Annotated in this window: 26 protein-coding genes; 18 read left to right on the top strand and 8 right to left on the bottom strand. The window is 64.2% G+C overall.

Annotation, left to right across the window (positions count from 1 at the left end):
- Positions 1-9: 9 nt before the first annotated feature.
- On the bottom strand, positions 10-615 hold the full coding sequence (locus IAG25_RS33595) for a DNA-3-methyladenine glycosylase I (protein WP_187608723.1): 606 nt from the start codon (positions 613-615) through the stop codon (positions 10-12).
- 114 nt (positions 616-729) lie between these two features.
- Here IAG25_RS33595 and IAG25_RS33590 point away from each other — a divergent pair, with 114 nt between their 5' ends.
- Together IAG25_RS33590 and IAG25_RS33585 are read left to right on the top strand one after the other, a co-directional pair.
- The gene (locus IAG25_RS33590; RefSeq protein WP_187608722.1) at positions 730-1,647 is read left to right on the top strand and encodes a BadF/BadG/BcrA/BcrD ATPase family protein; all 918 of its coding nucleotides are present in this window, start codon (positions 730-732) and stop codon (positions 1,645-1,647) included.
- Positions 1,648-1,680: 33 nt separating this feature from the next.
- Entirely contained in the window at positions 1,681-2,520 is an 840-nt protein-coding gene (locus IAG25_RS33585) for a Cof-type HAD-IIB family hydrolase (RefSeq protein ID WP_187608721.1), read from the top strand.
- A 47-nt stretch (positions 2,521-2,567) separates the two neighbouring features.
- Here the strand turns inward: IAG25_RS33585 and IAG25_RS33580 are convergent, their stop codons facing one another.
- From IAG25_RS33580 to IAG25_RS33570, 3 genes are all read right to left on the bottom strand, one after another.
- Positions 2,568-2,855 carry a hypothetical protein gene (locus IAG25_RS33580; RefSeq protein WP_035497450.1) on the bottom strand — a complete coding sequence of 96 codons (288 nt, stop codon included), beginning with the start codon at positions 2,853-2,855 and terminating at the stop codon, positions 2,568-2,570.
- A gap of 328 nt (positions 2,856-3,183) precedes the next feature.
- Complete coding sequence (gene aqpZ / locus IAG25_RS33575) at positions 3,184-3,882, bottom strand: aquaporin Z (RefSeq protein WP_035497452.1); 699 nt, start codon at positions 3,880-3,882, stop codon at positions 3,184-3,186.
- A 273-nt stretch (positions 3,883-4,155) separates the two neighbouring features.
- Positions 4,156-5,220 (bottom strand): glycosyltransferase family 4 protein, encoded by a 1,065-nt coding sequence (locus tag IAG25_RS33570; protein ID WP_187608720.1) that lies wholly within the window; start codon positions 5,218-5,220, stop codon positions 4,156-4,158.
- Between the two features lie 658 nt (positions 5,221-5,878).
- Here IAG25_RS33570 and flhD point away from each other — a divergent pair.
- The 15 genes from flhD to IAG25_RS33495 all read left to right on the top strand — a co-directional run bounded on the left by flhD (position 5,879) and on the right by IAG25_RS33495 (position 20,136).
- Positions 5,879-6,196: a flagellar transcriptional regulator FlhD gene (gene flhD / locus IAG25_RS33565; RefSeq protein WP_187608783.1), complete on the top strand. Its 318-nt coding sequence runs from the start codon at positions 5,879-5,881 to the stop codon at positions 6,194-6,196.
- A gap of 18 nt (positions 6,197-6,214) precedes the next feature.
- A complete protein-coding gene (flhC, locus tag IAG25_RS33560; protein ID WP_187608719.1) occupies positions 6,215-6,781 on the top strand; it encodes a flagellar transcriptional regulator FlhC in 567 nt (188 codons plus the stop codon).
- 140 nt (positions 6,782-6,921) lie between these two features.
- Positions 6,922-7,782, top strand: coding sequence for a flagellar motor stator protein MotA (gene motA / locus IAG25_RS33555; protein ID WP_035497459.1), 861 nt, complete (start codon positions 6,922-6,924; stop codon positions 7,780-7,782).
- A gap of 13 nt (positions 7,783-7,795) precedes the next feature.
- On the top strand, positions 7,796-8,794 hold the full coding sequence (gene motB, locus IAG25_RS33550) for a flagellar motor protein MotB (RefSeq protein ID WP_187608718.1): 999 nt from the start codon (positions 7,796-7,798) through the stop codon (positions 8,792-8,794).
- A 67-nt stretch (positions 8,795-8,861) separates the two neighbouring features.
- Positions 8,862-9,239: a response regulator gene (locus tag IAG25_RS33545; RefSeq protein WP_035497461.1), complete on the top strand. Its 378-nt coding sequence runs from the start codon at positions 8,862-8,864 to the stop codon at positions 9,237-9,239.
- A 51-nt stretch (positions 9,240-9,290) separates the two neighbouring features.
- Positions 9,291-11,570, top strand: a complete 2,280-nt coding sequence (gene cheA / locus IAG25_RS33540; RefSeq protein WP_187608717.1) for a chemotaxis protein CheA — start codon at positions 9,291-9,293, stop codon at positions 11,568-11,570.
- 17 nt (positions 11,571-11,587) lie between these two features.
- A complete protein-coding gene (gene cheW, locus IAG25_RS33535; RefSeq protein WP_035497463.1) occupies positions 11,588-12,106 on the top strand; it encodes a chemotaxis protein CheW in 519 nt (172 codons plus the stop codon).
- Between the two features lie 20 nt (positions 12,107-12,126).
- Positions 12,127-13,962, top strand: a complete 1,836-nt coding sequence (locus tag IAG25_RS33530; RefSeq protein ID WP_187608716.1) for a methyl-accepting chemotaxis protein — start codon at positions 12,127-12,129, stop codon at positions 13,960-13,962.
- Between the two features lie 158 nt (positions 13,963-14,120).
- Positions 14,121-15,044 carry a CheR family methyltransferase gene (locus IAG25_RS33525; protein ID WP_187608715.1) on the top strand — a complete coding sequence of 308 codons (924 nt, stop codon included), beginning with the start codon at positions 14,121-14,123 and terminating at the stop codon, positions 15,042-15,044.
- Complete coding sequence (gene cheD / locus IAG25_RS33520) at positions 15,041-15,775, top strand: chemoreceptor glutamine deamidase CheD (RefSeq protein WP_035497467.1); 735 nt, start codon at positions 15,041-15,043, stop codon at positions 15,773-15,775. Before IAG25_RS33525 ends, cheD begins: the two co-directional genes overlap by 4 nt.
- Positions 15,772-16,866, top strand: coding sequence for a protein-glutamate methylesterase/protein-glutamine glutaminase (locus IAG25_RS33515; protein WP_187608714.1), 1,095 nt, complete (start codon positions 15,772-15,774; stop codon positions 16,864-16,866). Before cheD ends, IAG25_RS33515 begins: the two co-directional genes overlap by 4 nt.
- A gap of 49 nt (positions 16,867-16,915) precedes the next feature.
- The gene (gene cheY, locus IAG25_RS33510) at positions 16,916-17,311 is read left to right on the top strand and encodes a chemotaxis response regulator CheY (protein ID WP_187608782.1); all 396 of its coding nucleotides are present in this window, start codon (positions 16,916-16,918) and stop codon (positions 17,309-17,311) included.
- A gap of 2 nt (positions 17,312-17,313) precedes the next feature.
- Complete coding sequence (gene cheZ / locus IAG25_RS33505; protein ID WP_187608713.1) at positions 17,314-18,018, top strand: protein phosphatase CheZ; 705 nt, start codon at positions 17,314-17,316, stop codon at positions 18,016-18,018.
- Between the two features lie 250 nt (positions 18,019-18,268).
- On the top strand, positions 18,269-18,805 hold the full coding sequence (locus IAG25_RS33500) for a DUF2844 domain-containing protein (RefSeq protein ID WP_187608712.1): 537 nt from the start codon (positions 18,269-18,271) through the stop codon (positions 18,803-18,805).
- Between the two features lie 17 nt (positions 18,806-18,822).
- Positions 18,823-20,136 (top strand): DUF3443 domain-containing protein, encoded by a 1,314-nt coding sequence (locus IAG25_RS33495; protein WP_187608711.1) that lies wholly within the window; start codon positions 18,823-18,825, stop codon positions 20,134-20,136.
- Positions 20,137-20,224: 88 nt separating this feature from the next.
- Here the strand turns inward: IAG25_RS33495 and IAG25_RS33490 are convergent, their stop codons facing one another.
- The 4 genes from IAG25_RS33490 to argS form a co-directional block, all read right to left on the bottom strand.
- Entirely contained in the window at positions 20,225-20,998 is a 774-nt protein-coding gene (locus IAG25_RS33490) for an SDR family oxidoreductase (RefSeq protein WP_187608710.1), read from the bottom strand.
- Positions 20,999-21,014: 16 nt separating this feature from the next.
- A complete protein-coding gene (locus IAG25_RS33485) occupies positions 21,015-21,662 on the bottom strand; it encodes a thiol:disulfide interchange protein DsbA/DsbL (RefSeq protein ID WP_187608709.1) in 648 nt (215 codons plus the stop codon).
- Between the two features lie 136 nt (positions 21,663-21,798).
- Positions 21,799-22,548: an SPOR domain-containing protein gene (locus IAG25_RS33480; RefSeq protein ID WP_035497475.1), complete on the bottom strand. Its 750-nt coding sequence runs from the start codon at positions 22,546-22,548 to the stop codon at positions 21,799-21,801.
- Positions 22,549-22,684: 136 nt separating this feature from the next.
- Complete coding sequence (argS, locus tag IAG25_RS33475; protein WP_187608708.1) at positions 22,685-24,469, bottom strand: arginine--tRNA ligase; 1,785 nt, start codon at positions 24,467-24,469, stop codon at positions 22,685-22,687.
- Between the two features lie 260 nt (positions 24,470-24,729).
- Between argS and IAG25_RS33470 the strand changes: the two genes are divergently transcribed.
- Positions 24,730-25,056: a DUF1840 domain-containing protein gene (locus IAG25_RS33470; RefSeq protein ID WP_187608707.1), complete on the top strand. Its 327-nt coding sequence runs from the start codon at positions 24,730-24,732 to the stop codon at positions 25,054-25,056.
- Positions 25,057-25,146: the final 90 nt, after the last annotated feature.

The following is a 25,146-nucleotide window of genomic DNA, read 5'->3' as shown; positions in this document are numbered from 1 at the left end:
CGAATATCTTCAGCGTGTGGATTTGGCGGCGGTCTTCCTTTTTGTCTTAGGTTTTTCTCGCGATATGCAACCGACGGCGTGATCGTTGACCAAACCGGTGGCCTGCATGAAGGCGTAGCAAATGGTCGTGCCGATGAACTTGCAGCCGTACTTCTTGAGCGCCTTGCTCAAGGCGTCGGATTCGGGCGTGGATGCCGGCGTGGGGTTCGCGGCATCGCGCGGCGTGTCGATGGTCTTGCCATCGACGAAAGACCAGACGAAGTCCGCGAACGAGCCGTGTTCCTGCTGGATCTGCTGCACGGCACGCGCATTGAGCACGGCCGACTCGATCTTCGCCCGGTTACGCACGACGCGCGCGTCCAGCACGATGCGCTCGATGTCCTTCTCGGTGAAGCGCGCCACCTTGTCGATGTCGAAGCCCGCGAAAAGCGTCCGATAACCCTCGCGCTTGGTGAGGATCGTCGACCAGGAGAGGCCGGCTTGCGCGCCTTCCAGAATCAGCATTTCGAACAGATGCTGGTCGTCGCGCGAAGGCACGCCCCATTCGTCGTCGTGGTACTGGATCATCGCGTCGGTCGTGGCCCAGGCGCAGCGGGTGTGGTCGGTGTCTGCCATTGCGAGTCCTCGTCGTTTTTTTGGATCGCGTCAGCATAGCCGAACGTCCGCGACGCGCCACCTCTGCCATTCGGCCAATTGGCGCGCGCCGTGGCCACCGGTAAGCTTGCGCCCATGACTACATTCTCGACATCGGAATTCAACGGCTTCCTGCTCGGCATCGACGGCGGCGGAAGCGGCACCCGCGTCGTCCTCGCGGACGCGCACGGCACCGAGCTCGCACGCGCGAATGGCGGACCGTCGGGACTCGGGCTCGGCGTCGAACGTGCGTGGCAGTCCATCGGCGATGCGTGCCGGCAAGCGTTCGACGCAGCCGCGCGGCCCTTCGACTGGCGCAACTGCGTGCTCGGCTGCGGTCTCGCGGGCGTGAACAACGCGGACTGGCTCGCGGCCTTCCACGCCTGCGCGCCGGACGTGCGCGCGTTGCGCTTGGAAAGCGACGCCTACACGACCGTGCTCGGCGCGCATGGCGGCGAATCCGGCGTGATCGTCGCGCTCGGCACGGGCAGCATCGCGGCGTCGCTGGACGAGGCAGGCGTTTGCCGCATCGCGGGCGGCTACGGCTTCCCGAGCGGCGACGAAGCCAGCGGCGCATGGCTCGGCCTGCGCGCGGTCGTTCATCTTCAACGCGTGCTCGACGGCCGCGCGACCGAGGACGCATGGTCGCGCGCGCTGCTCGCGCGCACCGGCGCGACGGATCGCGACAGCCTCGTCGTGTGGCTTTGCGCCGCGAACCAGACCGGTTACGCGACGCTCGCGCCGACCGTGTTCGAGTTCCACGATCATCCGGTCGCGGCGCGGCTGCTCAAGCGCGCGGCGCTCGAAATCGAGCGTCTGGTCGCGGCGCTCGATGCGGCGGGCGCGCTGCCCGTCGCGCTGTGCGGCGGACTTGCCGAGCCTTACGAGCCGTTCGTGCCGGACGTGTTGCGGGAACGGGTGCGGGCGCCGCGTGCGGATTCGGCAGCGGGCGCACTCGAACTGGCGCGGCGCGCGGCGTCCGCATTCGGGGCTGCCGGCAGCCCGGCGCGATAAAATAACGAGCTTTGCGGCACCACAAAGGCAGTCATGTACTCGGTCATCGCTACTGATCTCGACGGTACGCTTCTGAACAGCGACCACCAGCTGGACCCTTTCACCGCCGAAACCGTGCGCACGCTGGCGGCGCGCGGCGTGCCCATCGTCATCGCGACGGGCCGGCATTACCGTGACGTCGCCGGAATTCGCGATCTGCTCGGCGTCGACGCATATCTGATCACGTCGAACGGCGCGCGCGTGCATGCGCCCGGCGACGAGCGCATCTATTCGCGCGACCTCGATCCCGCCGCCGTTCGCCGTCTCGTGCAGCCGGAACTCGCGGGCGCGCACGGCCGCGTGATCGTCAATCTCTTCGCCGACGACGCGTGGCTAATCGACCGCCACGCGCCCGAGCTGCTGGTCTTTCACCAGGATTCCGGCTTCAAGTACGAGGTGATGGATCTGCGCGAGCATGACGGCGTGAACATCGCGAAAGTGCTGTATATCGGCGATCCGGCGGATCTGAAGGAAACCGCCGCGAATCTCGAGCGCGAATTCGGCGACTCGCTTTACGTCACGTATTCGCTGCCGGATTGTCTGGAAGTGATGACGTCCGACGTATCGAAAGGGCGCGCGCTGCGTTTCGTGCTGGAGCGTCTCGATGTCGATACCGCGCAGTGCGTCGCGTTCGGCGACAACATGAACGATATCGATCTGCTCGAAACCGCCGGGCATCCGTTCATGATGAACAACGCCAATCCGGACCTCATCAAGCGTCTGCCAGACGTGCCGCGCGTCGGGAACAACTTCGAAGCGGGTGTTGCGCATCAGTTGCGCAAGCTGTTCGGCATTCGCGACGAACTGGCGTCGCCCGGACAGACGCCCGACTGAGCGTCGGTCGCGACGGGCCGCCGGATTTGCCGGCAGCCCGTTTTCGCTTATCCGCGATGGCCCCAGTTGTTGCCGTAGCCGCCGTGGTTCCAGCCCGCGCGGTTATAGCGGCCGTAATCGTGGCCGTAGCCACCGTGCCAGCGCGGTTCCTCATGGCGATAGTAGGGCGCGCGATACGCAGGCGCCGCAGGACGCACGTACACCGGAGCCGGCGCCACATAAGCCGGCGCGCCGAGCGAAACGCCGATGTGCAGATCGCTGTGAGCCTGAGCCGCTCCGACAGCACCGATTGCAAGGCCGGTCGCGACGAGCATTTGGGTGACGATGCGCTTCATTGTCTTTCTCCTTTAAGGCGACGTGTGTCGCATGAGTTCAATGTAAGCGTCCGCCGTCTTACATGCTTCGAGGACTTGTTACGGTGTGCAAGGGCGGCGTAAGCGCGGTAGAAAGGGAAGCTGGGCGTGTGACATCGTTTGAAGCCTTGTCGGACGGCCCTTCCGCGCCTTGCTCTATGTGCAGGAAATTGGGTTCGCAACAATTCATAAGCATGCTGCGTAATTCGGCATTACATTTGTCGCGCGCTTTTAATCATTCGAATGCGCGGCGTAGCGTGAAAACAAAAACGGGCGCATGTCGCGCCCGTCCTTTATTTGCCGCCGACGCTTACTTCTGGCGCGTCAGAGCCGGATACAGCAGGCCCGCGAGAATCGCACCGACGATCGGCGCGATCCAGAACATCCACAGTTGATCGAGCGCCCAGCCGCCGACGAAGAACGCCTGGCTCGACGAGCGCGCCGGATTCACCGACGTATTGGTGACCGGAATCGAGATCAGGTGGATGAGCGTCAGGCACAGGCCGATCGCGAGCGGCGCGAAGCCTTTCGGCGCGCGGTCGTCGGTGGCCCCGAGGATCACGAACAGGAAGAAGAACGTCATCGCGACTTCGCAGACCAGCGCCGCCACCATCGAGAAATGACCCGGCGAGTGCTCGCCGAAGCCGTTCGCGGCGAATCCGCTCGACGTGAAGTCGAAGCTCGGGTTTCCCGTCGCGATCAGGTAGATGACCCATGCGCCGAGCGTCGCGCCGATAACCTGCGCGACGATGTACGGCACGAGATCGCGCACCGGGAAGCGGCCAGCCGTCGCGAGACCGATGCTCACAGCCGGATTCAGGTGGCAACCGGAAACGTGTCCGATGGCATAGGCCATCGTCAGCACCGTGAGACCGAACGCCAGCGCAACGCCAGCGAAGCCGATGCCGAGTTGAGGAAAGGCCGCGGCGAGCACGGCGCTTCCGCAGCCGCCCAGCACGAGCCAGAAAGTACCGAAAACTTCAGCGCCGAGACGCTTCGACAAATGCATGATCCTGCCTTAGTGAAAAATTGAAAAGCCATTGATTTAAAACAAGAACGCGTGACGCGCTCGCGGAGCGGAGTTTAAGCGCGGAGTCTTCGGCGAACTGTCAAAAATGGTGGATCGGCTCTCAATTCACGGGCATCGAAACGAAACTTCGGATTGTTCCCTATAGGGTGCGCAAAAAAGTGCGGAGCGCGCGAACGGCGGGCGCAAAAAAATACCGCCCGGCAAGCGGGCGGTATTCGATGCGACTTGAAAGTCAGGCGAGCGGTATGACTATTACCCCACCGCAACCTGGCGCAGCACCGGGCGCTTCGCGGCCTGGAGCATCGCGGTGTAGCTCTCGACGTAGTTCTGCGCCATCGTGTGCGCGCTGAAGCGGCGTTCGAACTGCGCGCGAATTTCCGTACGCGAGAGTTCATCGAGTCGTTGCAGCGCGCCGACCGCGCCTTGCACGTCCTCGCAGATGAAGCCCGTCACGCCGTGATCGATCACTTCCGGCACCGAACCGCGATTGAACGCGATCACCGGCGTGCCGCAGGCCATCGCCTCGATCATCACCAGGCCGAACGGCTCGTTCCAGTCGATCGGAAAAAGCAGTGCCTTCGCGCCCGACAGGAATTCCGGCTTCTGCGCCTCGTTGATCTCGCCGATGAACTCGACATGCGCCTGCGACAGCAGCGGCTCGATCGTCGACTTGAAGTATTCCTGGTCGACCTTATCCACCTTCGCGGCAATCTTCAGCGGCAGACCGCTTTGCGCCGCGATCTTGATGGCGAGATCGGCGCGCTTTTCCGGGCAAATGCGGCCCAGGAACGCGAGATATTCCGGCTTCTTGTGCGGCTGCGGCGTCAGCAGTTCGCTCGGCAGACCGTGATAAACGGTGTTCAGCCAGTTCGCCTGCGGTAGCGGGCTACGCTGATTGTCCGAGATCGAAATGACGTTCGCCTTCGTGAACGTGTTGAAGATCGGCTGCAGTTCCGGCAGATCGAGACGGCCGTGCAGCGTCGTCACGAAGGGCGTATCCATCTGGGTGAACAGCGGGAACGGCATGTAGTCGAGGTGGAAGTGCAGCACGTCGAACTCGTGCGCGCGCTGGCGGACGGTTTCGAGCAGCAGCATGTGCGGCGCGAGCGCATCGCGCACGGTCGGGTCGAGACGCAACGCACGCGGCCACACCGCGTCGAGCGTCGCCTTGGTTTGCGAATCGCCGCTTGCGAACAAGGTTACATCGTGGCCGAGCTCGACGAGCGCATCGGTCAGATAAGACACGACGCGTTCAGTGCCGCCGTAAAACTTCGGAGGAACTGCTTCGTGCAACGGTGCAATTTGTGCGATTCGCATAACGTGACTCTCCATGTAGGTGAGGCATTGCAGTCACGCTCCGGTCGAGCGCTCAACACATGCCATTCGGGCGGGCCGCGTGTGGTGTAGACGCCGCCCGAGATCGGCCCGGAGATGAAAAACATCGCGACCGGGTTATCCCTTACTGCCCATTATCGGGATCGAGAGCGGCATTTCACGTCATTTTTCAATCGCTTATCGTTGTTACAGCGCGAAACATGTGCTGTTACGAAGTCAGAAATTGCACCAAAAAAGTTGATGTAGACGGATTTGAAGCGTGGAACACGCCGCGGGGTTCTTATAAGCAATTTGCGGTCCTGCGCGCCGAACATTGCAGCTATTGATCGTCTGGCGCGGCCCGCAGCGAAAAGCGGAAGGCCAGCATTAAGTCAGACGAATAATTGCCGATAACTTATGTCTGCCGATCGGCAAGCGACGGGCGTGGGCGTGTAAGAAATATTCCTACACGAATCTTCGCGAAACTCCGTCGTTGCGTCGGAAGGTTTGTCCTACAGGCGCGGCCGCGGGCATCGGCGACAATCGAATCGAGACCAGACAACGCGCGCGGGGCCGCATTCGCCTGTCCTTTGCGAATTCGAGCAAACGTTCACCCGCCGGGCCTGACCAGCCAAGTATCGATTCGGGGAAAAACATGACGATCAGCAATACGAGTACGCTCGCGGAAATCCGCGAGGTGAATCTGTCGTACTTGCTCCTCGCACAGCGGCTCCTTCAGGAAGACCGCGTTTCGGCGATGTACCGCCTCGGGCTTTCCGCGCAGGTCGCGCAGGTGCTGACCTCGCTGACGCTCGCGCAGGCGGTGAAAGTGGCGTCGTCGAGCCATTTGCTGTGCCGCTTTCGTTTCGACGATCACACGCTCCTCTCGTCGCTCGCCGACAAGGACAAGAGCGCGGCGCTCGCGCACGCCCACGCGGCGATCCTGCTGGCCGACGGTCCCGTCGAGCAGATCGGCTGAACCGCGCGCGACACCCCGATGGCGACAAAAAGCGTGGTCGCGGAAGTCCGCGAAATCACCCTGGCTATTGAACTGATCGAACTGGGTGCGCGGCTGCAGTTGCTCGAAGCGGAAACGAGCCTCTCGCGTGACCGTCTCATCAAGCTCTACAAGGAGCTGAAGGGCGCGTCGCCGCCGAAGGGCATGCTGCCGTTCTCGACCGACTGGTTCATGACCTGGCAGCCGAACATTCACTCGTCGCTGTTTCACGCGATTTATCGCTTCGTCGATACGCACGGCGGCGTGAAGTCGACGATTCTGACGATCGTCAAGAGCTACCGCCTGTACCTCGAACATCTCGAGATGCACGGCGACGAGCCCGTGCTGTCGCTCACGCGCGCATGGACACTCGTGCGCTACTTCGATTCCGGCATGCTGCAGACCAACGCCTGCACGCGCTGCGGCGGGCGCTTCGTCGCGCACGCGTACGAACTGCGCGCGGGCTATGTCTGCGGCCTGTGCCAGCCGCCGTCGCGCGCGGGCAAGACGCGCAAGGCGATCGCATCGTCCGGCGCGACGGAACGCGCTCCAGGCATCGCGGCCTGACGCCGCACTTCCGGCACGGCCCGCTGCCACACGGGGTTTACCGTTTGCCGCCCCTGCGGATTTGCCCCCAAAGTTTTTCAGTCGAGTGCCGTAAACCACTTAACGGCGGTCTTACCGCATCAAAACGTGAGGACTCGACTGTGCTGATTTTCGTTGGATCGCTCGTGACATTGCTGTCCGTTTTCGGCGGTTACGCGCTCGAAGGCGGGCACCTTGGCGCGCTCATGCAGCCGGTCGAGATTCTGATGATCGCGGGCGCGGGCGTCGGCGCGTTCATCCTCGGCAACAACGTCAAGACCATCAAGGCGACCATTCAGGTTCTGCCGACGCTCTTCAAGGGCGCGAAGTACGACAAGAGCATGTACATGGAGCTGATGGGCCTGCTCTACGTGCTGCTCGCGAAGGCGCGCAAGGAAGGCACGCTCGCGCTCGAGGCGGATATCGAAGATCCGGCGAAGAGCCCGGTCTTCAGCCAGTACCCCAAGATTCTCGACGATCACCATATCGTCGAATTTCTGACGGACTATCTGCGCCTCATGGTCAGCGGCAACATGAACGCGTTCGAAATCGAAAGCCTCATGGACGAGGAAATCGAGACGCATCACGTCGAGGGCGAAGCGCCCGCGCACGCGCTGACCAAGGTCGGCGACGCGATGCCCGCGTTCGGCATCGTCGCGGCCGTGATGGGCGTCGTGCACACGATGGCCTCCGCCGATCAGCCGCCCGCGATTCTCGGCGAGATGATCGCGCAGGCGCTCGTCGGCACCTTCCTCGGCATTCTCCTTTCCTACGGTTTCATCGGGCCGCTCGCGAATGTCGCGGAACAGCGCGTCGCGGAGCAGACCAAGATGTTCCAGTGCATCAAGGTGACCATTCTCGCGAGCCTGAACGGCTACGCGCCCGCGATCGCGGTGGAGTTCGGCCGCAAGGTGCTGTTCTCGACGGAACGTCCGTCGTTCTCCGAACTGGAAGAACACGTGCGCCGGGTCAAGTCGAAGTGACCGGAGCACAGCGATGAGCAACGACAGCGAACGGCCCATCTTCATCAAGCGCATCGTCGCCGGCAAGAAGGGGCATCACGGCGGCGCGTGGAAGCTCGCCTACGCGGACTTCATGACCGCGATGATGGCGTTCTTCCTGCTGATGTGGCTGCTTTCGTCGACGTCGCCGGTGCAGCGGCGCGGCATCGCCGAGTACTTCAACATGCCGCTCAAGGCCGCGATGGTCGGCGGCAAGTCCGTCGGCATGGACAACAGCATTCTCATCGGCGGCGGCCGCGATATTTCCAGCAACGAAGCGGGCGCGGCGCGCAGGTCCGACGGCAGCACGCAGCTCGCGCAGCGCGCCTCGTCCAACAACGACGAAGAATTGCTCAAGGCCGCGCAAGGCGAGCTCGAACGGCGCGAGCAGGTGCGCCTGCATGATCTGCAGGTGAAGCTTATGGCCGCGATCGAGGCCAATCCGACGCTGCGCCAGTTCAAGCAGCAGATCCGCATCGAGTCGACGCAACAGGGCTTGCGCATCGAGATCGTCGATACGCAGAAGCGCCCGATGTTCGCGCTCTCCAGCAACGCCGTGCAGCCCTACATGCGCGACATCCTGCGCGAGATCGGCAAGACACTCAACGACGTGCCGAACCGCATCGTCGTGCAGGGACACACCGACGCCGTGAAGTACGCGGGCGGCGAGAAGGGTTACAGCAACTGGGAGCTGTCGGCGGACCGCGCGAACGCGTCGCGGCGCGAGCTGGTCGCGGGCGGCATGGACGAAGCGAAAGTGATGCGCGTGCTCGGGCTCGCGTCGACGCAGAACCTGAACAAGAAGGATCCGCTCGATCCGGAGAACCGGCGCATCAGCGTCATCGTGCTCAATCGCAAGACGGAAATGTCGATGCTGCGCGACGACGGCTCGCCGGGCGCGACGCTCGACAACGGCACGGACGCGCAAGGCGCGCCGACGACTGCGCTCGGCCAGCTTATTCCCGGCATCGCGGCCCGGCCCGCGGCGCAATGAGCAAATTGCTCGAAAAACAGGCTCAAGACTCGGCACGTTTCGACCGTCATCACGGCAAGAGACAAACATGATCAAAAACATTCTGGCAATCGACGATTCGGCCGCGATGCGGCAAATCCTCTCGGCGACGCTGGCGACGGCGGGTTACGAAGTGACCGTCGCGTCGGACGGCGACGAAGGGCTGGAGTGGGCGCTCGCGGAGCGCTTCGACCTGGTTCTGACCGACCAGCACATGCCGGGCAGAAGCGGACTCGATCTGATCGTGGCGCTGCGCGCGAACCACGCCTACCGGGCGACGCCGATCCTGGTCCTCACGACCGAAGGCGGCGAGCCCTTCAAGGACGCGGCGCGCTCGGCGGGCGCGACGGGCTGGATCGAAAAGCCGCTCGATCCGGACCTGCTGACCGAACTGGTCGCCGCGCTCTCGGAAGACACGCAGCACTGAAGCGAAAGCAAAAGACAACCCGCGCACCCACGCGCCGACGGTGACTCAAGCATGACACTCGACATTACCCAGTTCTATCAAACCTTCTTCGACGAAGCGGATGAACTGCTCGCGCAGATGGAGCAACTGCTGCTCGTTCTGGACATCGCGAATCCGGACCCGGAAGACCTCGCGGCGATCTTCCGCGCGGCGCACTCGATCAAGGGCGGCGCGGCCACGTTCGGCTTCACCGCGCTCACCGAGACGACGCACATCCTCGAATCGCTGCTCGACCGGGCGCGCAACAACGAGCTCGTCCTGCGCCGCGACATGATCGACACGTTTCTCGCGACCAAGGACGTGCTCTCGGATCAGCTCGCCGCCTATCGCGCGAGCACGGAGCCGGATGCAGCCGCGGCCGCCGCGATCTGCGCGAAGCTGGAGCGCCTGAAGAACGAGCAGGCCGAAGGCGGTCAGCCGAGCCAGATCGAGCCGCCCTCGCTGCCGGGCACGGAGAAGAACGCGGCGAAGCTGAACGTCGCGCCCGCCTATGAAGGCCCGAACGCGCCGCCCGCGCACGTGATCGCACAGGCGGCGGACGTGATCGAGGACGACGGCAACTGGGACGGCGCATTCGAACTCACCGATGGATCGACACATGCGGGAACCGCTGCCGATGCGACGCCGGGACACACCGGCGCGCTGGCGGCGGATGCAGGACCCCACCTGAAAATTACGCTACGGGGGGTGGGCGAGAAGGACCTGGCGACTCTGATCGAGGAGCTGGGGAATCTGGGAAGCATCGTCGGAGAAAAGAAGACGGACGCCGAGTATGTGGTTTGGCTCGACTCGGACGTCCCGGCCGACGATATCGTCGCCGTGTGCTGTTTCGTGATCGATGAAAAGCAGATCGCGATCGGCCGTGGCGACGCGGCGGCGCAATCCGCCGAAGCAGCGCCAGCAATACCGGCAGTGCAACCCACGCTACACGAAGAGCCGAAGCAATCGCAGGCGCATGCAGCGCCCGCATCCGCGGCTGGCAAGGAAGCAGTGAAAGAAGAATCGGCGGCGGCGGCGGGCTTGCAGGTCCCGTCCGCTGCCCAACCGACGAAATCCGCGGCGAGCGACGCCGACAAGAAGGCGCGGCCGCAAGCCGCAGCATCGGCGGAAGGCAGTTCGATTCGCGTCGGCGTGGAGAAGGTCGACCAGCTCATCAATCTGGTGGGCGAGCTCGTCATCACGCAGGCGATGCTCGCGGAAACCACGAGCACGTTCGATCCCGCTCTGCACGACCGTCTTTTCAACGGCATGGCGCAGCTGGAGCGCAACGCGCGCGACCTGCAAGAGGCCGTCATGTCCATCCGCATGATGCCGATGGACTACGTATTCAGCCGCTTCCCGCGCCTCGTGCGCGATATCGCCGGCAAGCTCGGCAAGGAAGTGGAACTCGTCACGTTCGGTCAGGCGACCGAGCTCGACAAGAGCCTGATCGAGCGCATCATCGATCCGCTCACGCACCTCGTGCGCAACTCGCTCGATCACGGCATCGAAACAGTGGAAGCGCGCCGCGCGGCGGGCAAGTCGACCACCGGCCAGCTCGTGCTGTCGGCGGCGCATCACGGCGGCAACATCGTGATCGAAGTGAGCGACGACGGCGCCGGCCTGCGCCGCGACAAGATTCTCGCGAAGGCGCAGAAGCAGGGCATGCAGGTTTCGGAATCGATGAGCGACGAGGAAGTCTGGCAACTGATCTTCATGCCGGGCTTCTCGACCGCCGAACAGGTGACCGATATTTCCGGCCGTGGCGTAGGCATGGACGTGGTGAAGCGCAACATCCAGTCGATGGGCGGCCATGTCGAAATCATGTCGCGCCAGGGCGCGGGCACGACGACGAAGATCGTGCTGCCGCTCACGCTCGCGATTCTCGACGGCATGTCGGTGAAGGTCGGCAACGAGATCTTCATTCTGCCGCTGAACTTCGTGATGGAGTCGCTGCAGCCGGTCGCGGAAGACATCTACACGGTCGCGAACGGCGAGCGCGTCGTGCGCGTGCGCGGTGAATATCTGCCGCTCGTCGCGCTGCATCGCGTGTTCGATGTCGAAGGCGCGCGTACCGAGCCGACGCAGGGCATCGTCACGATCATGCAGACGGAAGGACGCCGCTTCGCGATGCTGATCGACGAACTCGTCGGCCAGCAGCAGGTGGTCGTGAAGAACCTCGAAACCAATTACCGCAAGGTGCACGGCATTTCCGCCGCGACCATCCTGGGCGACGGTCGTGTCGCGCTGATCGTCGACGTGGCCGCGCTCAACCGCGAATCGCGCGCACAGCACGGCGCGCACTCTCACTAACAACGAAGGAGCCATTCATGGCAGACGTTCAAACGATTCATACCGCTGCGCCTTCGCGACGTGATGCGGGTCACGCCGAAGCGGCCGGACAGGAATTCCTCGTGTTCACGCTCGGCGCCGAGGAATACGGCATCGACATCCTGAAGGTGCAGGAAATTCGCGGCTACGACAACGTTACACGCATCGCCAATGCGCCCGCGTTCATCAAGGGCGTGATCAATCTGCGCGGCATCATCGTGCCGATCGTCGACATGCGCATCAAGTTCAATCTGGGCCGCGTCGAGTACGACAACCAGACCGTCGTGATCATCCTGAATGTGGCGCATCGCGTGGTCGGCATGGTGGTCGACGGCGTGTCGGACGTGCTCACGCTCGCGCAGGAGCAGGTCATGCCCGCGCCCGAATTCGGCGGCACGCTCGCGACGGAATATCTGACGGGTCTCGGCACGGTCGACGGCCGCATGCTGATTCTGATGGACATCGAAAAGCTCATGACGAGCCGCGAGATGGAGTTGATCGACTCCGTTGCCGCATAACGAGCGAAGAGAAAGAAGCCATGCTGAAGAAGTTGTCGATCCGCACGACGCTCACGCTCGTGGGCCTGCTGTTCACCGGATGCGCGGCGCTGATCGGCGCGCTCGCGCTCGCCGGACTCAATTCCGCCAATGCGTCGCTCTCGTCGCTCGCGCAGGAAGACCTGGTCGCGATGCGCGCGCTCTCGGAAACGTCGTCGTATCTGCTGCGCTCGCGCATCACGCTCGACCGCGTGCGCTCGCTCGCAGAAGCGGGCAGCACGGAAGAAGCGAAGAAGGCGATCGATCGAGGCCAGTATCTGCTCGACAAGAGCAATGAAAACTGGAAGGTCTATCTCGACACGCCGAAACCGACGCTGCCGAAGGAAACGTTCGACGCGCTCGTCGCCCAGCGCGACGCGCTCGTGAAGACCGGCGTGGAGCCGGAATTCGCCGCGATCCGCGCGAACGACATGGCCGCGTATCACGCGATCGCCGACACGAAGATCAGCCCGATGTTCGTCGCCTTCGATCAGGCCGTGACGGCGGCGGTGGCCTCGCATCAGGAGCACGCGGAGACGTCGCGCGCGAGCACGGCCTCGCATATCGCGGCGCTCAACATGACGATCGGCGCGGTGCTCGTGCTCGCGGTGCTGATGCTCATCGGCACGCGCATGGCGCTCTCCAGCCTGATCGTGAAGCCGATCAACGATGCCGTCGATCACTTCGACCGCATCTCGCGCGGCGATCTCACGCAGTCCGCGCATACGGACCGGACCAACGAAATCGGCCGCCTGTTCGCGGGCATCGAACGCATGCGCGGCAACCTGACGGCGATGGTCGGCTCGGTGCATCGCGGCGCGGAATCGATCGATGTCGGCGCGCATGAAATCGCGAGCGGCAACACGGATCTGTCGCAGCGCACGGAAGAGCAGGCGGCGTCGCTGCAGGAAACGGCGTCGAGCATGGAAGAGCTGACGAGCACCGTGAAGCAGAACGCCGACAACGCGCGCCAGGCGAGCCAGCTTGCGGTGAGCGCATCGGACATCGCGTCGCGGGGCGGCGAAGTCGTCGAGCAGGTCGTCGAGACGATGCACGCGATCGCGTCGAGCTCGAACAAGGTCGTCGACATCATCGGCGTGATCGAAGGCATCGCGTTCCAGACCAACATTCTCGCGTTGAACGCGGCCGTCGAAGCGGCGCGTGCAGGCGAGGAAGGACGCGGCTTCGCGGTGGTCGCGGGCGAAGTACGTTCGCTCGCGCAACGCAGCGCGGCGGCGGCGAAGGAAATCAAGGCATTGATCGGCGATTCGGCCGCGAAGGTCGACAGCGGCACGGAACTCGTCGCGCGCGCAGGGCAGACGATGGGCGAGATCGTGCAGGCGGTGCGCCGCGTGACGGACATCATGGGCGAGATCAGCGCGGCGTCGGAGGAGCAATCCGACGGCATCGAGCAGGTCAACCGCGCCGTCACGCAGATGGACAGCGTGACGCAGCAGAACGCGGCGCTCGTCGAGCAGGCGGCGGCTGCCGCGGCATCGCTCGAAGAACAGACGCGCCAACTGAAGGACGTGGTCGCGCAATGGCGTCTGGAAAGCGCGGCGCCGGTGCGCGCGAGCGCATCGACGGCAGCGGCGCGCATCAAGGCGTCGGCGCCGGCTGCGCGCATCGAGCCTTCTTCGGCTACGGTTGCGTCGAAAGCCGAAAAGCACGCGAAGTCCGCTCAGAACGCGAAAGTTGCGCCGGAAGCGGCCGTTATCAAGGAAGCAGGCAAGGCCGCGAGCAATCCGGCGGTCAAGCCGGCGAGCGCCGTGAAGCCCGCGCCCGCGCCGCGCGCCAAGGCGACGGTCGCAGCCGACGGCGACTGGGAAACCTTCTAACCGAATCCGGAAACGAACACGACCATGTGGGCATCGCGCATCACGATCGATAGCCGGCGTTTCATCGAAACGCACGGCATGCGCGAGTCCGCAGGGTCGAGCGCGAAGAACGCGCCACATCGGGCGCCGCTAAGGGTGTCAAGGAAGCACGAAACATCATGATGGCAACGCGCAACCCGCGTATCGACCTGGGCGCCAGTGTGCGCGGTCCGGAAGTCGAGCGCGATTTCGAATTCACGGCGGCGGACTTCGCCCGCATTCGCGAGCTGATTCATCGGCGCGCGGGCATCTCGCTGTCGGACCACAAACGCGACATGGCGTACAGCCGGCTCGCGCGCCGTCTGCGCGCCTGCGGCATCGATACGTTCAGGCAGTATCTCGATCGTCTCGAAACGAACGACGACAACGCCGAATGGGAAGCGTTCGTCAACGCGCTGACCACGAATCTCACGGCGTTCTTTCGCGAGTCGCATCACTTTCCGATTCTCGCGGAATTCGTGAAACGCCGGCAGCAGCCGTTCTCGGTGTGGTGCTCGGCGGCTTCCACCGGAGAAGAGCCGTATTCCATCGCGATGACGCTCGTCGAAGCGCTCGGCGAGCATGCGGCGCGCCAGTGCACGGTGTTCGCGAGCGACATCGACAGCCAGGTGCTCGCGAAGGCCGAAGCGGGCGTGTATTCGCTCGATCAGGTGAAGGCGTTGTCCGTCGAGCGTCTCAAGCGCTTCTTCCTGAAGGGCACGGGTTCGCACGCGGGTCTCGTGAAAGTGCGACCGGAACTGCGCGCGATGGTGAACTTCGGCCGCGTCAATCTGACGGACGCGCGCTACGACGTGAAAGGCCCGTTCGACGCGATCTTCTGCCGCAACGTGATGATCTACTTCGACAAGCCGACGCAAGGGCAGGTGCTCTCGCGCTTCGAGCCGCTGATGAAGCCGGGCGCGCTGTTGTTCGCGGGACATTCGGAGAACTTCACGTATGTGTCGCAGGCGTTCAGGCTGCGCGGCCAGACCGTGTACGAGCTGTCGCGCGACCTGAAGCAGACGGGCAAGCCGCAGCGTGCGCTCGCAGGGGAGGCGGCATGAGCGGACTGCCGATCGCGTCGAACCTCTATTTCGACAACCATTTCAAGAAGCCGGGCGTGAAGCTTCTGCCGAACGAGTTCTACATGACGAGCGAAGACATGGTGCTCGTCACCGTGCTCGGCTCGTGCGTGGCGGCGTGCATCAACGACCGCACGGCGGGCATCGGCGGAATGAATCACTTCATGCTGCCCGACGACGGCTCCGACGCGTCGCATGCATCGTCCGATTCGATGCGCTACGGCGCCTACGCGATGGAAGTGCTCATCAACGAACTCATCAAGCGCGGCGGCCGGCGCGAGCGTTTCGAAGCGAAGGTGTTCGGCGGCGGCGCGGTGCTCGCGGGCATGACGACCATCAACATCGGCGATCGCAATTCGGAGTTCGTGCGGCGCTATCTCGCGCTGGAGAAGATTCGCATCGTCGCCGAGGATTTGCAGGGCATGCATCCGCGCAAGGTCGCGTTCATGCCGCGCTCCGGACAGGTGATGGTCAAGAAGCTGAAGACCGCGCACGATCCGATCGTGGTCGAGCGCGAGCAGGCGCTCGTGCAGCGCTCGCCCGAAGAGCGCGCCGAGCGGCTCGCGAAGGCGCGTGCGCGTGTCGAGCTGTTTCAGTCGAACGCGACGGCCGCGAAGCCGCGCGCGGAATTGTTCACGACGAATGCGTCGAACGTGAAGCGCCCGCGCGTGGAACTGTTCACCTCGCGCATGAAGACCGTGGAGGAAGCATGACACTCAGCCACGCGCCGAAAATCAAGGTGCTGTGCGTCGACGATTCGGCGCTCGTGCGCAGCCTGATGACCGAGATCATCAACTCGCAGCCCGACATGCATGTGTGCGCAACCGCGCCCGACCCGCTCGTCGCGCGCGAACTGATCAAGCTGCATAACCCGGACGTGCTCACGCTCGACGTCGAAATGCCGCGCATGGACGGGCTCGACTTTCTGGAGAAGCTGATGCGCCTGCGACCGATGCCGGTCGTGATGGTGTCGTCGCTGACCGAGCGCGGCAATGAAATCACGCTGCGCGCGCTGGAACTCGGCGCGGTCGATTTCGTCACGAAGCCGAAAGTCGGCATTCGCGACGGCATGCTCGATTACGCCGAAAAGCTCGCCGACAAGGTGCGCGCCGCATCGCGTGCGCGCGTGAAGCAGGTGAGCCACGTCGCGCAGACGCAGACGCATGCAGCGCACAAGCCGGCGCCGCATTTCAACAACCCGCTCGTGTCGACGGAGAAGCTCGTGATCGTCGGCGCATCGACGGGCGGCACCGAAGCCATCCGCGAAGTGCTTGTGCCGCTGCCGCCCGATGCGCCCGCGGTGCTGATCGCGCAGCACATGCCGCCGGGCTTCACGAAGTCGTTCGCGCAGCGCCTGAACGGGCTGTGCCGCATCACCGTGAAGGAAGCGGAGCACGGCGAGCGCGTGCTGCCGGGCCACGCGTATATCGCGCCGGGCCACGCGCATCTGGTGCTCGCGCGCAGCGGCGCGAACTATGTCGCGCATCTGTCGGACGCGCCGCCGGTGAACCGGCATCGGCCATCGGTGGACGTGCTGTTCCGCTCGGCGGCGCAGCACGCGGGCAAGAACGCCATCGGCGTGATCCTGACCGGCATGGGCCGCGACGGCGCCGCCGGTCTGCTCGACATGCAGCAGGCGGGCGCGTACACGCTCGCGCAGGACGAAGCGAGTTGCGTGGTGTTCGGCATGCCGCGCGAAGCAATTGCAATGGGCGGCGCAAGCGAAGTCGCGCCGCTCTCTGAAATGAGCAGGCGCGTCATGGCGCGGCTTGCCTCGATGGGCGAACGCGTGCAGCGCGTCTGAACTTTTTGGATTGAGCGGCGCCGCCGCATGAGAACTCAAGGGAGTAATGATGGACAAGAACATGAAGATCCTCGTCGTCGACGATTTTCCGACGATGCGCCGTATCGTGCGTAACCTGCTCAAGGAGCTGGGCTACGGCAACGTCGACGAAGCCGAAGACGGCGCGGCCGGCCTCGCGCGCCTGCGCGGCGGCGGCTTCGACTTCGTGATCACCGACTGGAACATGCCGAACCTCGACGGCCTTTCGATGCTGCAGCAGATCCGCGCGGACGCGGCGCTCTCGCATCTGCCGGTGCTGATGGTGACGGCGGAGTCGAAGAAGGAAAACATTATCGCGGCGGCGCAAGCGGGCGCGAACGGTTATGTGGTGAAGCCCTTCACGGCCGCCACGCTCGACGAGAAGCTCACCAAGATTCTCGAGAAGATGGCCAAAGCCGGGAGCTGATCGTGAACGATCTGACCACTGAACTGGCAGCCGCGGTTGCCGAAGCTGAAGCCGATCCATCGAGCGACCGCATCCTCGCGCGCATCGGACAGCTCACGCGCACGCTGCGCGACTCGATGCGCGAGCTCGGCCTCGACAAGCAGGTCGAAGCCGCCGCGCAAGCCGTGCCCGACGCGCGCGACCGGTTGAAATATGTCGCGACGATGACCGAGCAGGCGGCGGAGCGCGCGCTCAACGCGATCGAGCTCGCGAAGCCGATGCAGGAAGCGATGCAGACGGAAGCGCAGTCGCTCGACGCGCGCTGGGCCAAATGGTACGACGCGCCGCTCGCGCAGGGCGAGGCGGGCGAGCTTCTCGCACAAACGCGCACGTTCCTGCAGAGCGTGCCGGAGCGGACCCAGGCGACCAACGCGCAGTTGCTGGAAATCATGCTCGCGCAGGATTTCCAGGATCTGACCGGGCAGGTGATCAAGAAGATTACGGACGTCGTGTATCTGATCGAGCAGCAATTGCTGGGTGTGCTGCTCGAAAACATCGCGCCGGAGCGGCGCGAGCAATTCGCGGCATCGGCGGCGGCGCTGATGTCGTCGGCGACCGGCAGTCCGGAAAGCCTGCTCAACGGGCCGCAGATCAAGCCGGAAGGGCGCAGCGACGTCGTGCAGGATCAATCGCAAGTGGACGATCTGCTCGCCAGCCTCGGCTTCTGAGGCGCTTTCAAATAATCGTCGTTTCGATGTACTCAGCGTTACAAAGAGACGCGGAGCGCATACCATTGCGCTCCGCGTTTTTTATTGTGTGCGCTTGCGAACGTTAGGACTATTCCTCGCGGCTGGCATACTGATGGTATTCGCGCCCGAAAAAACAGGGGCGAAATGCGGTGGCGCATCTGTCACTCAATCGTCAAGAGCCGGTCGCGAGCAGGGGCGCGCGGCCGATCGAAAACCGATAGGAGGCCCAGTGAAGGCACCGAAGCAATCCCGTCATGGGCATCTTGTAAGCGCGCTCGCGTTCGTCGCCGGCGCGTTGAGCGTGTGTACGGCGCCCGCCTACGCAGTGCTCGGCGGCGAGCCGATGAGCGCGCCGCAAGGCGCCGCTACGGCGTCCACGACAGCAGTCGCGCGGGCGGCGGTCGCGAGCGGCGCGTCGAGCGCATCGTCGACACCGGCAACATCGGCGTCGAACTACACCGTTCTCACGACCACGCTCGCGAGCGGAACGGTCATCAACGAATATTTGTCCGCGCAGGGTGTGGTGTTCGGCATCGCGTGGCACGGGCCGCGCGTGCCGGACCTCGCCAGTCTGCTCGGCAGCTATTTCCCGCAGTATCAGCAGGGCCTGAAGGCGCAGCGCGCCGCGCGTGGCGGCCGTGGGCAGGTAAGCGTGCAGGATTCCGGGCTCGTCGTGGAATCGGGCGGTCACATGGGCTCGTTCGCGGGCAGCGCGTATCTGCCGCAATCGTTGCCCGCCGGCGTATCCGCCAGCGATATCCAGTAAGCGACGGGAGACTCAGTATGCATCGAACGACACTCGGCCATCCCGCCCTCTCTTCATCCCGACGCGGCGGCTTCGCCCGCTGGCTCGGCGTGCTCTGTCTGTCCGTCATGCTCGCCGCCTGCGGCGGCGGCGGCGACAACAACTCCAGTTCCAGCAGCGGCGGCTCGTCGGGCGGCGGTTCCGGCGGCGGCTCGGGCGGCGGCAGCTCCGGCACCAGCAGCGCGAACGCGCAGCCGATCGCGCCCAACGGCACGAACGCGGTGCCGATCAACGTCAACACCGGCGTCGCGGGCTTCGTCAATATCCCGAATGTCTCCGTGACGGTGTGCGCGCCGGGCTCGTCGGTGTGTCAGCAGATCGACAACATTCAGGTCGATACGGCGTCGTTCGGTCTGCGCATTCTCGGATCGGCGGCGCAGTCCGTGCTCGGCAGCCTGCCCGTTTCGCAAGCATCGAACGGCGGCCAGCTCGCCGAATGTGCTGGCTTCGCCGACGGCTACACGTGGGGCACCGTGCGCACCGCCGACGTGAAGATGGGTACGGAAGTCGCGTCGAGGGTGCCGATCCAGATCATCGGCGACCTGAACGCGTCGGCGGCGCCGACTGGCGATAACGGCTGTCCGTCGGGCAACGACGAGAACACCACCGGCGACATCGGCGCGAACGGCATTCTCGGCATCGGCCCGCAGACATACGACTGCGGCAACGGATGCGTGAGCACGTCGCTCAACGCGATGTACTTCGCGTGCAGCAACGGCGCGAACTGTTCGCCGGTCGCCGTGCCGCTCGCGCAGCAGGTGACGAATCCCGTCACGAAGTTCGCGGTCAACAACAACGGCGTGATCGTGCAGTTGCCGCCGGTTCCGGATAACGGCGCGGTCAGTGCGACCGGCGTGCTGATATTCGGCATCGGCACGCAGAGCAACAACGCGGTAAGCGGCGTGACGAAGTACGGCACGGACCCGTACGGCGACCTGAACGGCACCTACAAGGGCAAGACATACAAAACGTTCTTCGACACGGGATCGAACGGCAATTTCTTCCAGGATAGTTTCCCGCAGTGCTCGGGTTCGACCGCGTTCTATTGTCCGAGCTCGCAGCAGTCGCTGTCGACGACCATCGTCGGCACCGAAGGCAACAGCGCCGTCGTGCCGTTCCTGCTCGCCAACGCAAGCACGCTGACCTCGGGCAAGAACAAGTTCGCGTTCAATAGCCTCGGTGGCCAGTTGAGCATGTCGAACTTCTTCGACTTCGGTCTGCCGTTCTTCTTCGGCCGGCATGTGTATGTCGGATACGAGTTGCCGAACAACCCGGCTTACGTTGCCTTCTGATGTGCCGATGACCTGACCGGAGATCGATTCCGGTCAGGCGATCCGCAAATGAAAAACCGGCTGCGTTTTTGCGCAGCCGGTTTTTTTGTCACTCGCTCGCGCGCGGTTTGCGTGGCGCGCGTTCGGCGAGTGCATCGTAGAGCCAGCGCGGGAGCGCGTGCATCAGCATGCCCGCGACGCGCATCTGCCAGGGAAAGGTCGCATAACGCACCTTGCGCTCGATGGCGTCGGCGGTTTTCGCGGCGAAGCGGTCGGCGTCCATGAGAAAGGGCATCCGATACGGATTGTGCGCGGTCATCTCCGAGCGGACGTAACCCGGCGCGATCGTGACGACGGCCACGCCGAGCGGCCGCATTTCGACGCGCAAGGCTTCCAGATACTTTGCCACCGCCGACTTCGACGCGCTGTACGCGCCGCCGCCCGGCAACCCGCGCACGCCCGCGACGCTCGCAATGCCGACGAGCGTGCCGCGCCGCGCGGATGTCATCGACGCGACGAAGGGCTCGAACGTCGCGACCATGCCGAAGTAGTTCACATCCATGACGGTGCGGAAGGTGTCGAGATCGCCGTGACCCGTCAGCGCGCCGCGGCTCATGCCCGCGTTCGCGATGACGATATCCGCCGGGCCATGCTCCGCGATGAAACGGCGCGCGGCATCGGCGAGCGCATCGGCGTCGCGCACGTCGGCGGGGTAGATCGAGATGGAGCTTTGAGGATGGCGGGCCGCGAAGGCCGCGAGGGAATCGGCGCGGCGGGCGACGAGGCCGAGCACGGCCCCGCGCTTCACATATTCCTCGGCCAGTGCGAGGCCGATGCCGCTCGATGCGCCGGTGATGAAGACCTTCAGGCGAACTGCAGTCATGCCGGCGCGAACGGGATTACAGCTTCTTGTCGCGGACTTGCTGGACGAGGAAGTCCATCACCTGCGTCGTGCCCGGCAGACTGTTGGTCATCGCCGGACCGGTTTCGTACTTGCCCTGCACGATGACCGTCGGCACGCCGTCGATCTTGTAGTCCTGCAGGAGCTTGGCGTCGCGCTGCACCGCGCTTTGCGTCGAGAACGAGTTATACGCGTCCATGTACTTCTTCGGATCGATGCCCTGCGTCTTGAGGAAGTCCGCCTGTGCCTGCGGCGTCAGCAGATAGTTCTTCTTCACGTGGATTTCGTTGAACACGGCCGGCGTGACCTTCTCGGCGACGCCGAGCGCGTCGAGCGCGTGATACATCTTCGAATGCGGGATGAAGTCGTCGCGGAAAGCCACCGGCACGCGCTTGAACACGACGTCCGGGCCTTGCTTCTTCGCCCATGCCTCGATGTACGGCTCGAACTCGTTGCAGTGCGGGCAGCCGTACCAGAAGAACTCGATGACCTCGACCTTGCCCGCGGGCGCCGCGACCGGCTGAGCCGCCTGCAGCACCGTGTAGTCCTTGCCGGCGGCGGGCGCGGCCATCGCCGAACTCGCGACGCTCATCGATGCGGCTGCGATGCCAAGGGAGAGAGCCAACGCGCTAAAGATTTTTTTCATGATTGAAGAGGGTACGCAATGGATACGCGACGGAAACAAAAGCAGGTTCGTCAGTGGGACATACGACGCTTAAACCACGCTTAAATGTCAAAGCGCTTGCGCGGCCGCCTTGCAGCCGCGCAGGCACTTTGTTGCGTTATTGCTTCGAGAAACGGATCACGGCGGTATCGACGCCCGCGTCGGACAGGCGCTGACGCGCGGTATTCATGTCCTCGAACTTCGCGAACGGTCCGATGCGCACACGATAGTACGTCACGCCGCCCGCATCGCGCTGCGTGACCTTCGATTCGAAGCCCTGGAAGCCGAGGCGTGCGCGCTGCTGCTCCGCGTCCGCCTGCGTCTTGTACGCGCCCACCTGCAGGAAATAGCCGGTGTTCGGCTCGCCGGGCGCGGGCGGTGTGGCTTTCGCCGTCGTGGGCGCCGAGCCGCCCTTCGGCGGCGTGGCAGTGGCGTTGCTCGTTGCGTTCGGCGCGGCTTCAGGCTTCTTCGCGGGCGTCGTGCTCGCGGTCTTCGGCGCGGATGCCGTCGTGCCCGAAGGCGGCACTTCGACGATCTGCGGCTCGTCGAGCATGCCCGACGACTGCGTCTGATTGTTGGTCTGACCCGGCGCGGTGTTCGGCGGCGTGGGCTGCGCGGCTTGCGGCACCGGCTGGCCCGGCGTCTTGCCTTGCAGCGGACGGTTCGGATCGTACGGCTGCGCGGCGGCGGGCGCGGAGTTGGCCTCCGACGGCGGCGCGACCTTCGCCACGAACGGCGTGGGCGCGCGCGTGATGTATAGCGCGACGATCACGGCGATCGCGAGGCCGACGATCAGGCCCAGCACGATGCCGATAAACGTTCCCCCGGTTTGCTTCGACTGCTTCGATGTGCGGCGTGGTTTTGCCATCGTATGAATCACCTGCGAGAAAGTCTTCTGGTTGGGCGACGATTATAGCCGTGGGTCAAGACACGCCTGCGCCAGGCTCCCGTCCGCGCACGCCGAAAACTCCTAATTTCGGCGTGTGCAACGGGGCAGCGGGCGATTACATCTTTTGAGGAGCGGAAACGCCGATGGTCGCGAGACCGTTTTCGAGGACCTGGCGTGTCGCCGCCAGCAGCGCGATGCGCGCGGTGCGTTCCTTCTCGTCGTCCACGAGCACGCGCTCCGCATTGTAGAACGAGTGAAATTCGCCAGCGAGGTCGCGCAGATAGAACGCGACCGCGTGCGGCGCGAGTTCCTCGGCGGCGTGGGCGAGCATCTCCGGGAACTCGGCGAGCTTGTTGAGCAGCGCCATCGCGCGATCGCTCGACAGCGGCGAGAGGTCGGCTTGCGCTGCCTTCGACACATCGCCCGCGTAGCGGTCCTTCCAGTCGTTCAGAATCGTGCAGATGCGCGCGTGCGCGTACTGCACGTAATACACCGGGTTTTCGTCGTTCTGCTTGAGCGCGAGGTCGATATCGAACACGAATTCGGTATCCGCCTTGCGCGAGATCAGGAAGAAACGCACGGCGTCGCGGCCGCGGCGGATCGTGTCTTCGTCGATCTGGTCGGGCGCGGTCTCGTGGCCCGGCGTGAGGCCGCCCGACCATTCGATCAGATCGCGCACTGTCACGTAGCTGCCCGCGCGCTTGGAAATCTTCACTTCCTGGCCGTCGCGCATGACGGTCACCATCTTGTGCAGCACGTAGTCGGGATAGCCCTTCGGAATGCCGACGCCGAGTCCTTGCAGGCCGGCGCGCACGCGCGCGATCGTGCCGTGATGGTCCGAGCCCTGGATGTTGATGACCTTCGTGTAGCCGCGCTCCCACTTGGTCACGTGATACGCGACGTCCGGCACGAAGTACGTGTACGTGCCGTCGGACTTCTTCATGACGCGGTCCTTGTCGTCGCCGTCGTCGGTGGTGCGCAGCCACAGCGCGCCGTCCTGCTCGTAGGTCTTGCCTGCATCGACGAGCGCCGCCACCGTCGTCTCGACGCGGCCTTCCTTGTACAGCGACGACTCCAGATAGAACTGGTCGAACTTCACGCCGAACGCGGTCAGATCCATGTCCTGTTCGTGACGCAGATACGCGACCGCGAAATGACGGATGGCGTCGATATCCTCGACGTCGCCTTTGCCCTTGACCGGCTCGCCGTCTTTCGCGGCGACCGTTTCGCCCGCCATGTAGTCGCGCGCGATGTCGGCGATGTACTCGCCGTTGTACGCGGCTTCCGGCCACTCGGCATCGCCCGGCTTGAGGCCGCGCGCGCGCAACTGAGTCGAGGCCGCGAGGTTGGCGATCTGCACGCCCGCGTCGTTGTAGTAGAACTCGCGATGGACGTCGTAGCCCTGCGTTCCGAGCAGGTTCGAGAGCGCATCGCCGAGCGCGGCCTGACGGCCGTGGCCGACGTGCAGCGGACCCGTCGGATTCGCCGACACGAACTCGACGAGCACGTGCCTGCCCGCGTCGCGCGTCGAGCGGCCGAAGCTTGCGCCGTCGCCCAGCACGGCCGGGATCACCGCTTGCTTCGCGGTGGCTGCAAGACGCAGATTGATGAAGCCGGGACCCGCCACTTCGGCGCTCTCGACGAGACCTTTCGCGGCCGGAAGGCCGAGCACCGCATCGACGATCTGCTGCGCGAGCTGGCGCGGATTCGCGCGCAGCGGCTTGGCGAGTTGCATCGCGACATTCGATGCCACGTCGCCGTGCGCCGCGACCTTCGGTCGTTCGAGGACGATCGAAGGCGTGACGAAGGCCGCTTCGCTGGCGCCTTGAGTGGCTTGCGCGACCTGCTGGACCGCGTCGGTGAGGAGCGTTTCGAGAGTGTGTTTGTGTGCGGGCAGCATGCTGAATGTGATCCAGTGGAGCGGGAGCTGACGCGGCGCTTACCGGCGTCTGCATCGACTCGGACGGGCGACTTTGCGGCGCGTCGGCCCCGGTATGTGATGTTCGCAGCCGAACAGAATCGGCTACCACATAAAGTGGGGATTTTAGCAGGTGCTAATATGTCGAATCAGGGTGTCGTCATGTTGTCAGGGAGACCGGCTCGTCTGCGCGTTTCGTTTGCAAACCGCCAATGACCCAACATAAACAAAAGGACCATGCCATGCTCATCACATTCAAAACCTCGGCCGCACCGGATGTCATGATGCTCGAAGACCTCGCGGAGTACTTGCTCGGCATCATCGGCAAGCAGCTCAACGAGCGCGGCGTCATCACCCACGAAGAACTGCCTTCGGCCATTCAGAAACTCGAATCCGCCATCGTCACCGACAAGAAAGTGCGCGCCGAGCACGACGGCCATTTCCACGAAGGCGAGGAAGGGCACGAGCCGCACGAGATTCCCATCGGACTCGCACAGCGCGCCTATCCGTTCCTGGACATGCTGCGCCTTGCGCAAAAGCACAACACGGACATTCTCTGGGGCGTCTGATTCGCGCTATTCGCAGCGCTCGCAAACAAAAAACCCGCATCGTCGCCGATGCGGGTTTTTTTCTTCCGATGAAACGTCTGACGGCTTCGG

The organism is Caballeronia sp. EK (assembly GCF_014384845.1).
GTDB classification, from domain to species: domain Bacteria; phylum Pseudomonadota; class Gammaproteobacteria; order Burkholderiales; family Burkholderiaceae; genus Caballeronia; species Caballeronia jiangsuensis.
Note: the sequence above shows the minus strand (reverse complement) of the source record. Positions and strands in the feature narration are given on the sequence as shown.

What these genes read in the sequence shown, in the direction of transcription:
- motB (WP_187608718.1), top strand. Translation starts at nt 7,796, where the DNA reads ATGAGCAACGACAGCGAACGGCCCATCTTCATCAAGCGCATCGTCGCC.
- flhC (WP_187608719.1), top strand. Translation starts at nt 6,215, where the DNA reads ATGGCGACAAAAAGCGTGGTCGCGGAAGTCCGCGAAATCACCCTGGCT.
- cheY (WP_187608782.1), top strand. Translation starts at nt 16,916, where the DNA reads ATGGACAAGAACATGAAGATCCTCGTCGTCGACGATTTTCCGACGATG.
- IAG25_RS33515 (WP_187608714.1), top strand. Translation starts at nt 15,772, where the DNA reads ATGACACTCAGCCACGCGCCGAAAATCAAGGTGCTGTGCGTCGACGAT.
- IAG25_RS33470 (WP_187608707.1), top strand. Translation starts at nt 24,730, where the DNA reads ATGCTCATCACATTCAAAACCTCGGCCGCACCGGATGTCATGATGCTC.
- IAG25_RS33595 (WP_187608723.1), bottom strand. Translation starts at nt 615, where the DNA reads ATGGCAGACACCGACCACACCCGCTGCGCCTGGGCCACGACCGACGCG.
- aqpZ (WP_035497452.1), bottom strand. Translation starts at nt 3,882, where the DNA reads ATGCATTTGTCGAAGCGTCTCGGCGCTGAAGTTTTCGGTACTTTCTGG.
- argS (WP_187608708.1), bottom strand. Translation starts at nt 24,469, where the DNA reads ATGCTGCCCGCACACAAACACACTCTCGAAACGCTCCTCACCGACGCG.
- cheD (WP_035497467.1), top strand. Translation starts at nt 15,041, where the DNA reads ATGAGCGGACTGCCGATCGCGTCGAACCTCTATTTCGACAACCATTTC.
- cheW (WP_035497463.1), top strand. Translation starts at nt 11,588, where the DNA reads ATGGCAGACGTTCAAACGATTCATACCGCTGCGCCTTCGCGACGTGAT.
- IAG25_RS33545 (WP_035497461.1), top strand. Translation starts at nt 8,862, where the DNA reads ATGATCAAAAACATTCTGGCAATCGACGATTCGGCCGCGATGCGGCAA.
- IAG25_RS33525 (WP_187608715.1), top strand. Translation starts at nt 14,121, where the DNA reads ATGATGGCAACGCGCAACCCGCGTATCGACCTGGGCGCCAGTGTGCGC.
- cheA (WP_187608717.1), top strand. Translation starts at nt 9,291, where the DNA reads ATGACACTCGACATTACCCAGTTCTATCAAACCTTCTTCGACGAAGCG.
- IAG25_RS33480 (WP_035497475.1), bottom strand. Translation starts at nt 22,548, where the DNA reads ATGGCAAAACCACGCCGCACATCGAAGCAGTCGAAGCAAACCGGGGGA.
- IAG25_RS33530 (WP_187608716.1), top strand. Translation starts at nt 12,127, where the DNA reads ATGCTGAAGAAGTTGTCGATCCGCACGACGCTCACGCTCGTGGGCCTG.
- IAG25_RS33570 (WP_187608720.1), bottom strand. Translation starts at nt 5,220, where the DNA reads ATGCGAATCGCACAAATTGCACCGTTGCACGAAGCAGTTCCTCCGAAG.
- IAG25_RS33495 (WP_187608711.1), top strand. Translation starts at nt 18,823, where the DNA reads ATGCATCGAACGACACTCGGCCATCCCGCCCTCTCTTCATCCCGACGC.
- IAG25_RS33585 (WP_187608721.1), top strand. Translation starts at nt 1,681, where the DNA reads ATGTACTCGGTCATCGCTACTGATCTCGACGGTACGCTTCTGAACAGC.
- IAG25_RS33590 (WP_187608722.1), top strand. Translation starts at nt 730, where the DNA reads ATGACTACATTCTCGACATCGGAATTCAACGGCTTCCTGCTCGGCATC.
- IAG25_RS33580 (WP_035497450.1), bottom strand. Translation starts at nt 2,855, where the DNA reads ATGAAGCGCATCGTCACCCAAATGCTCGTCGCGACCGGCCTTGCAATC.
- IAG25_RS33490 (WP_187608710.1), bottom strand. Translation starts at nt 20,998, where the DNA reads ATGACTGCAGTTCGCCTGAAGGTCTTCATCACCGGCGCATCGAGCGGC.
- IAG25_RS33485 (WP_187608709.1), bottom strand. Translation starts at nt 21,662, where the DNA reads ATGAAAAAAATCTTTAGCGCGTTGGCTCTCTCCCTTGGCATCGCAGCC.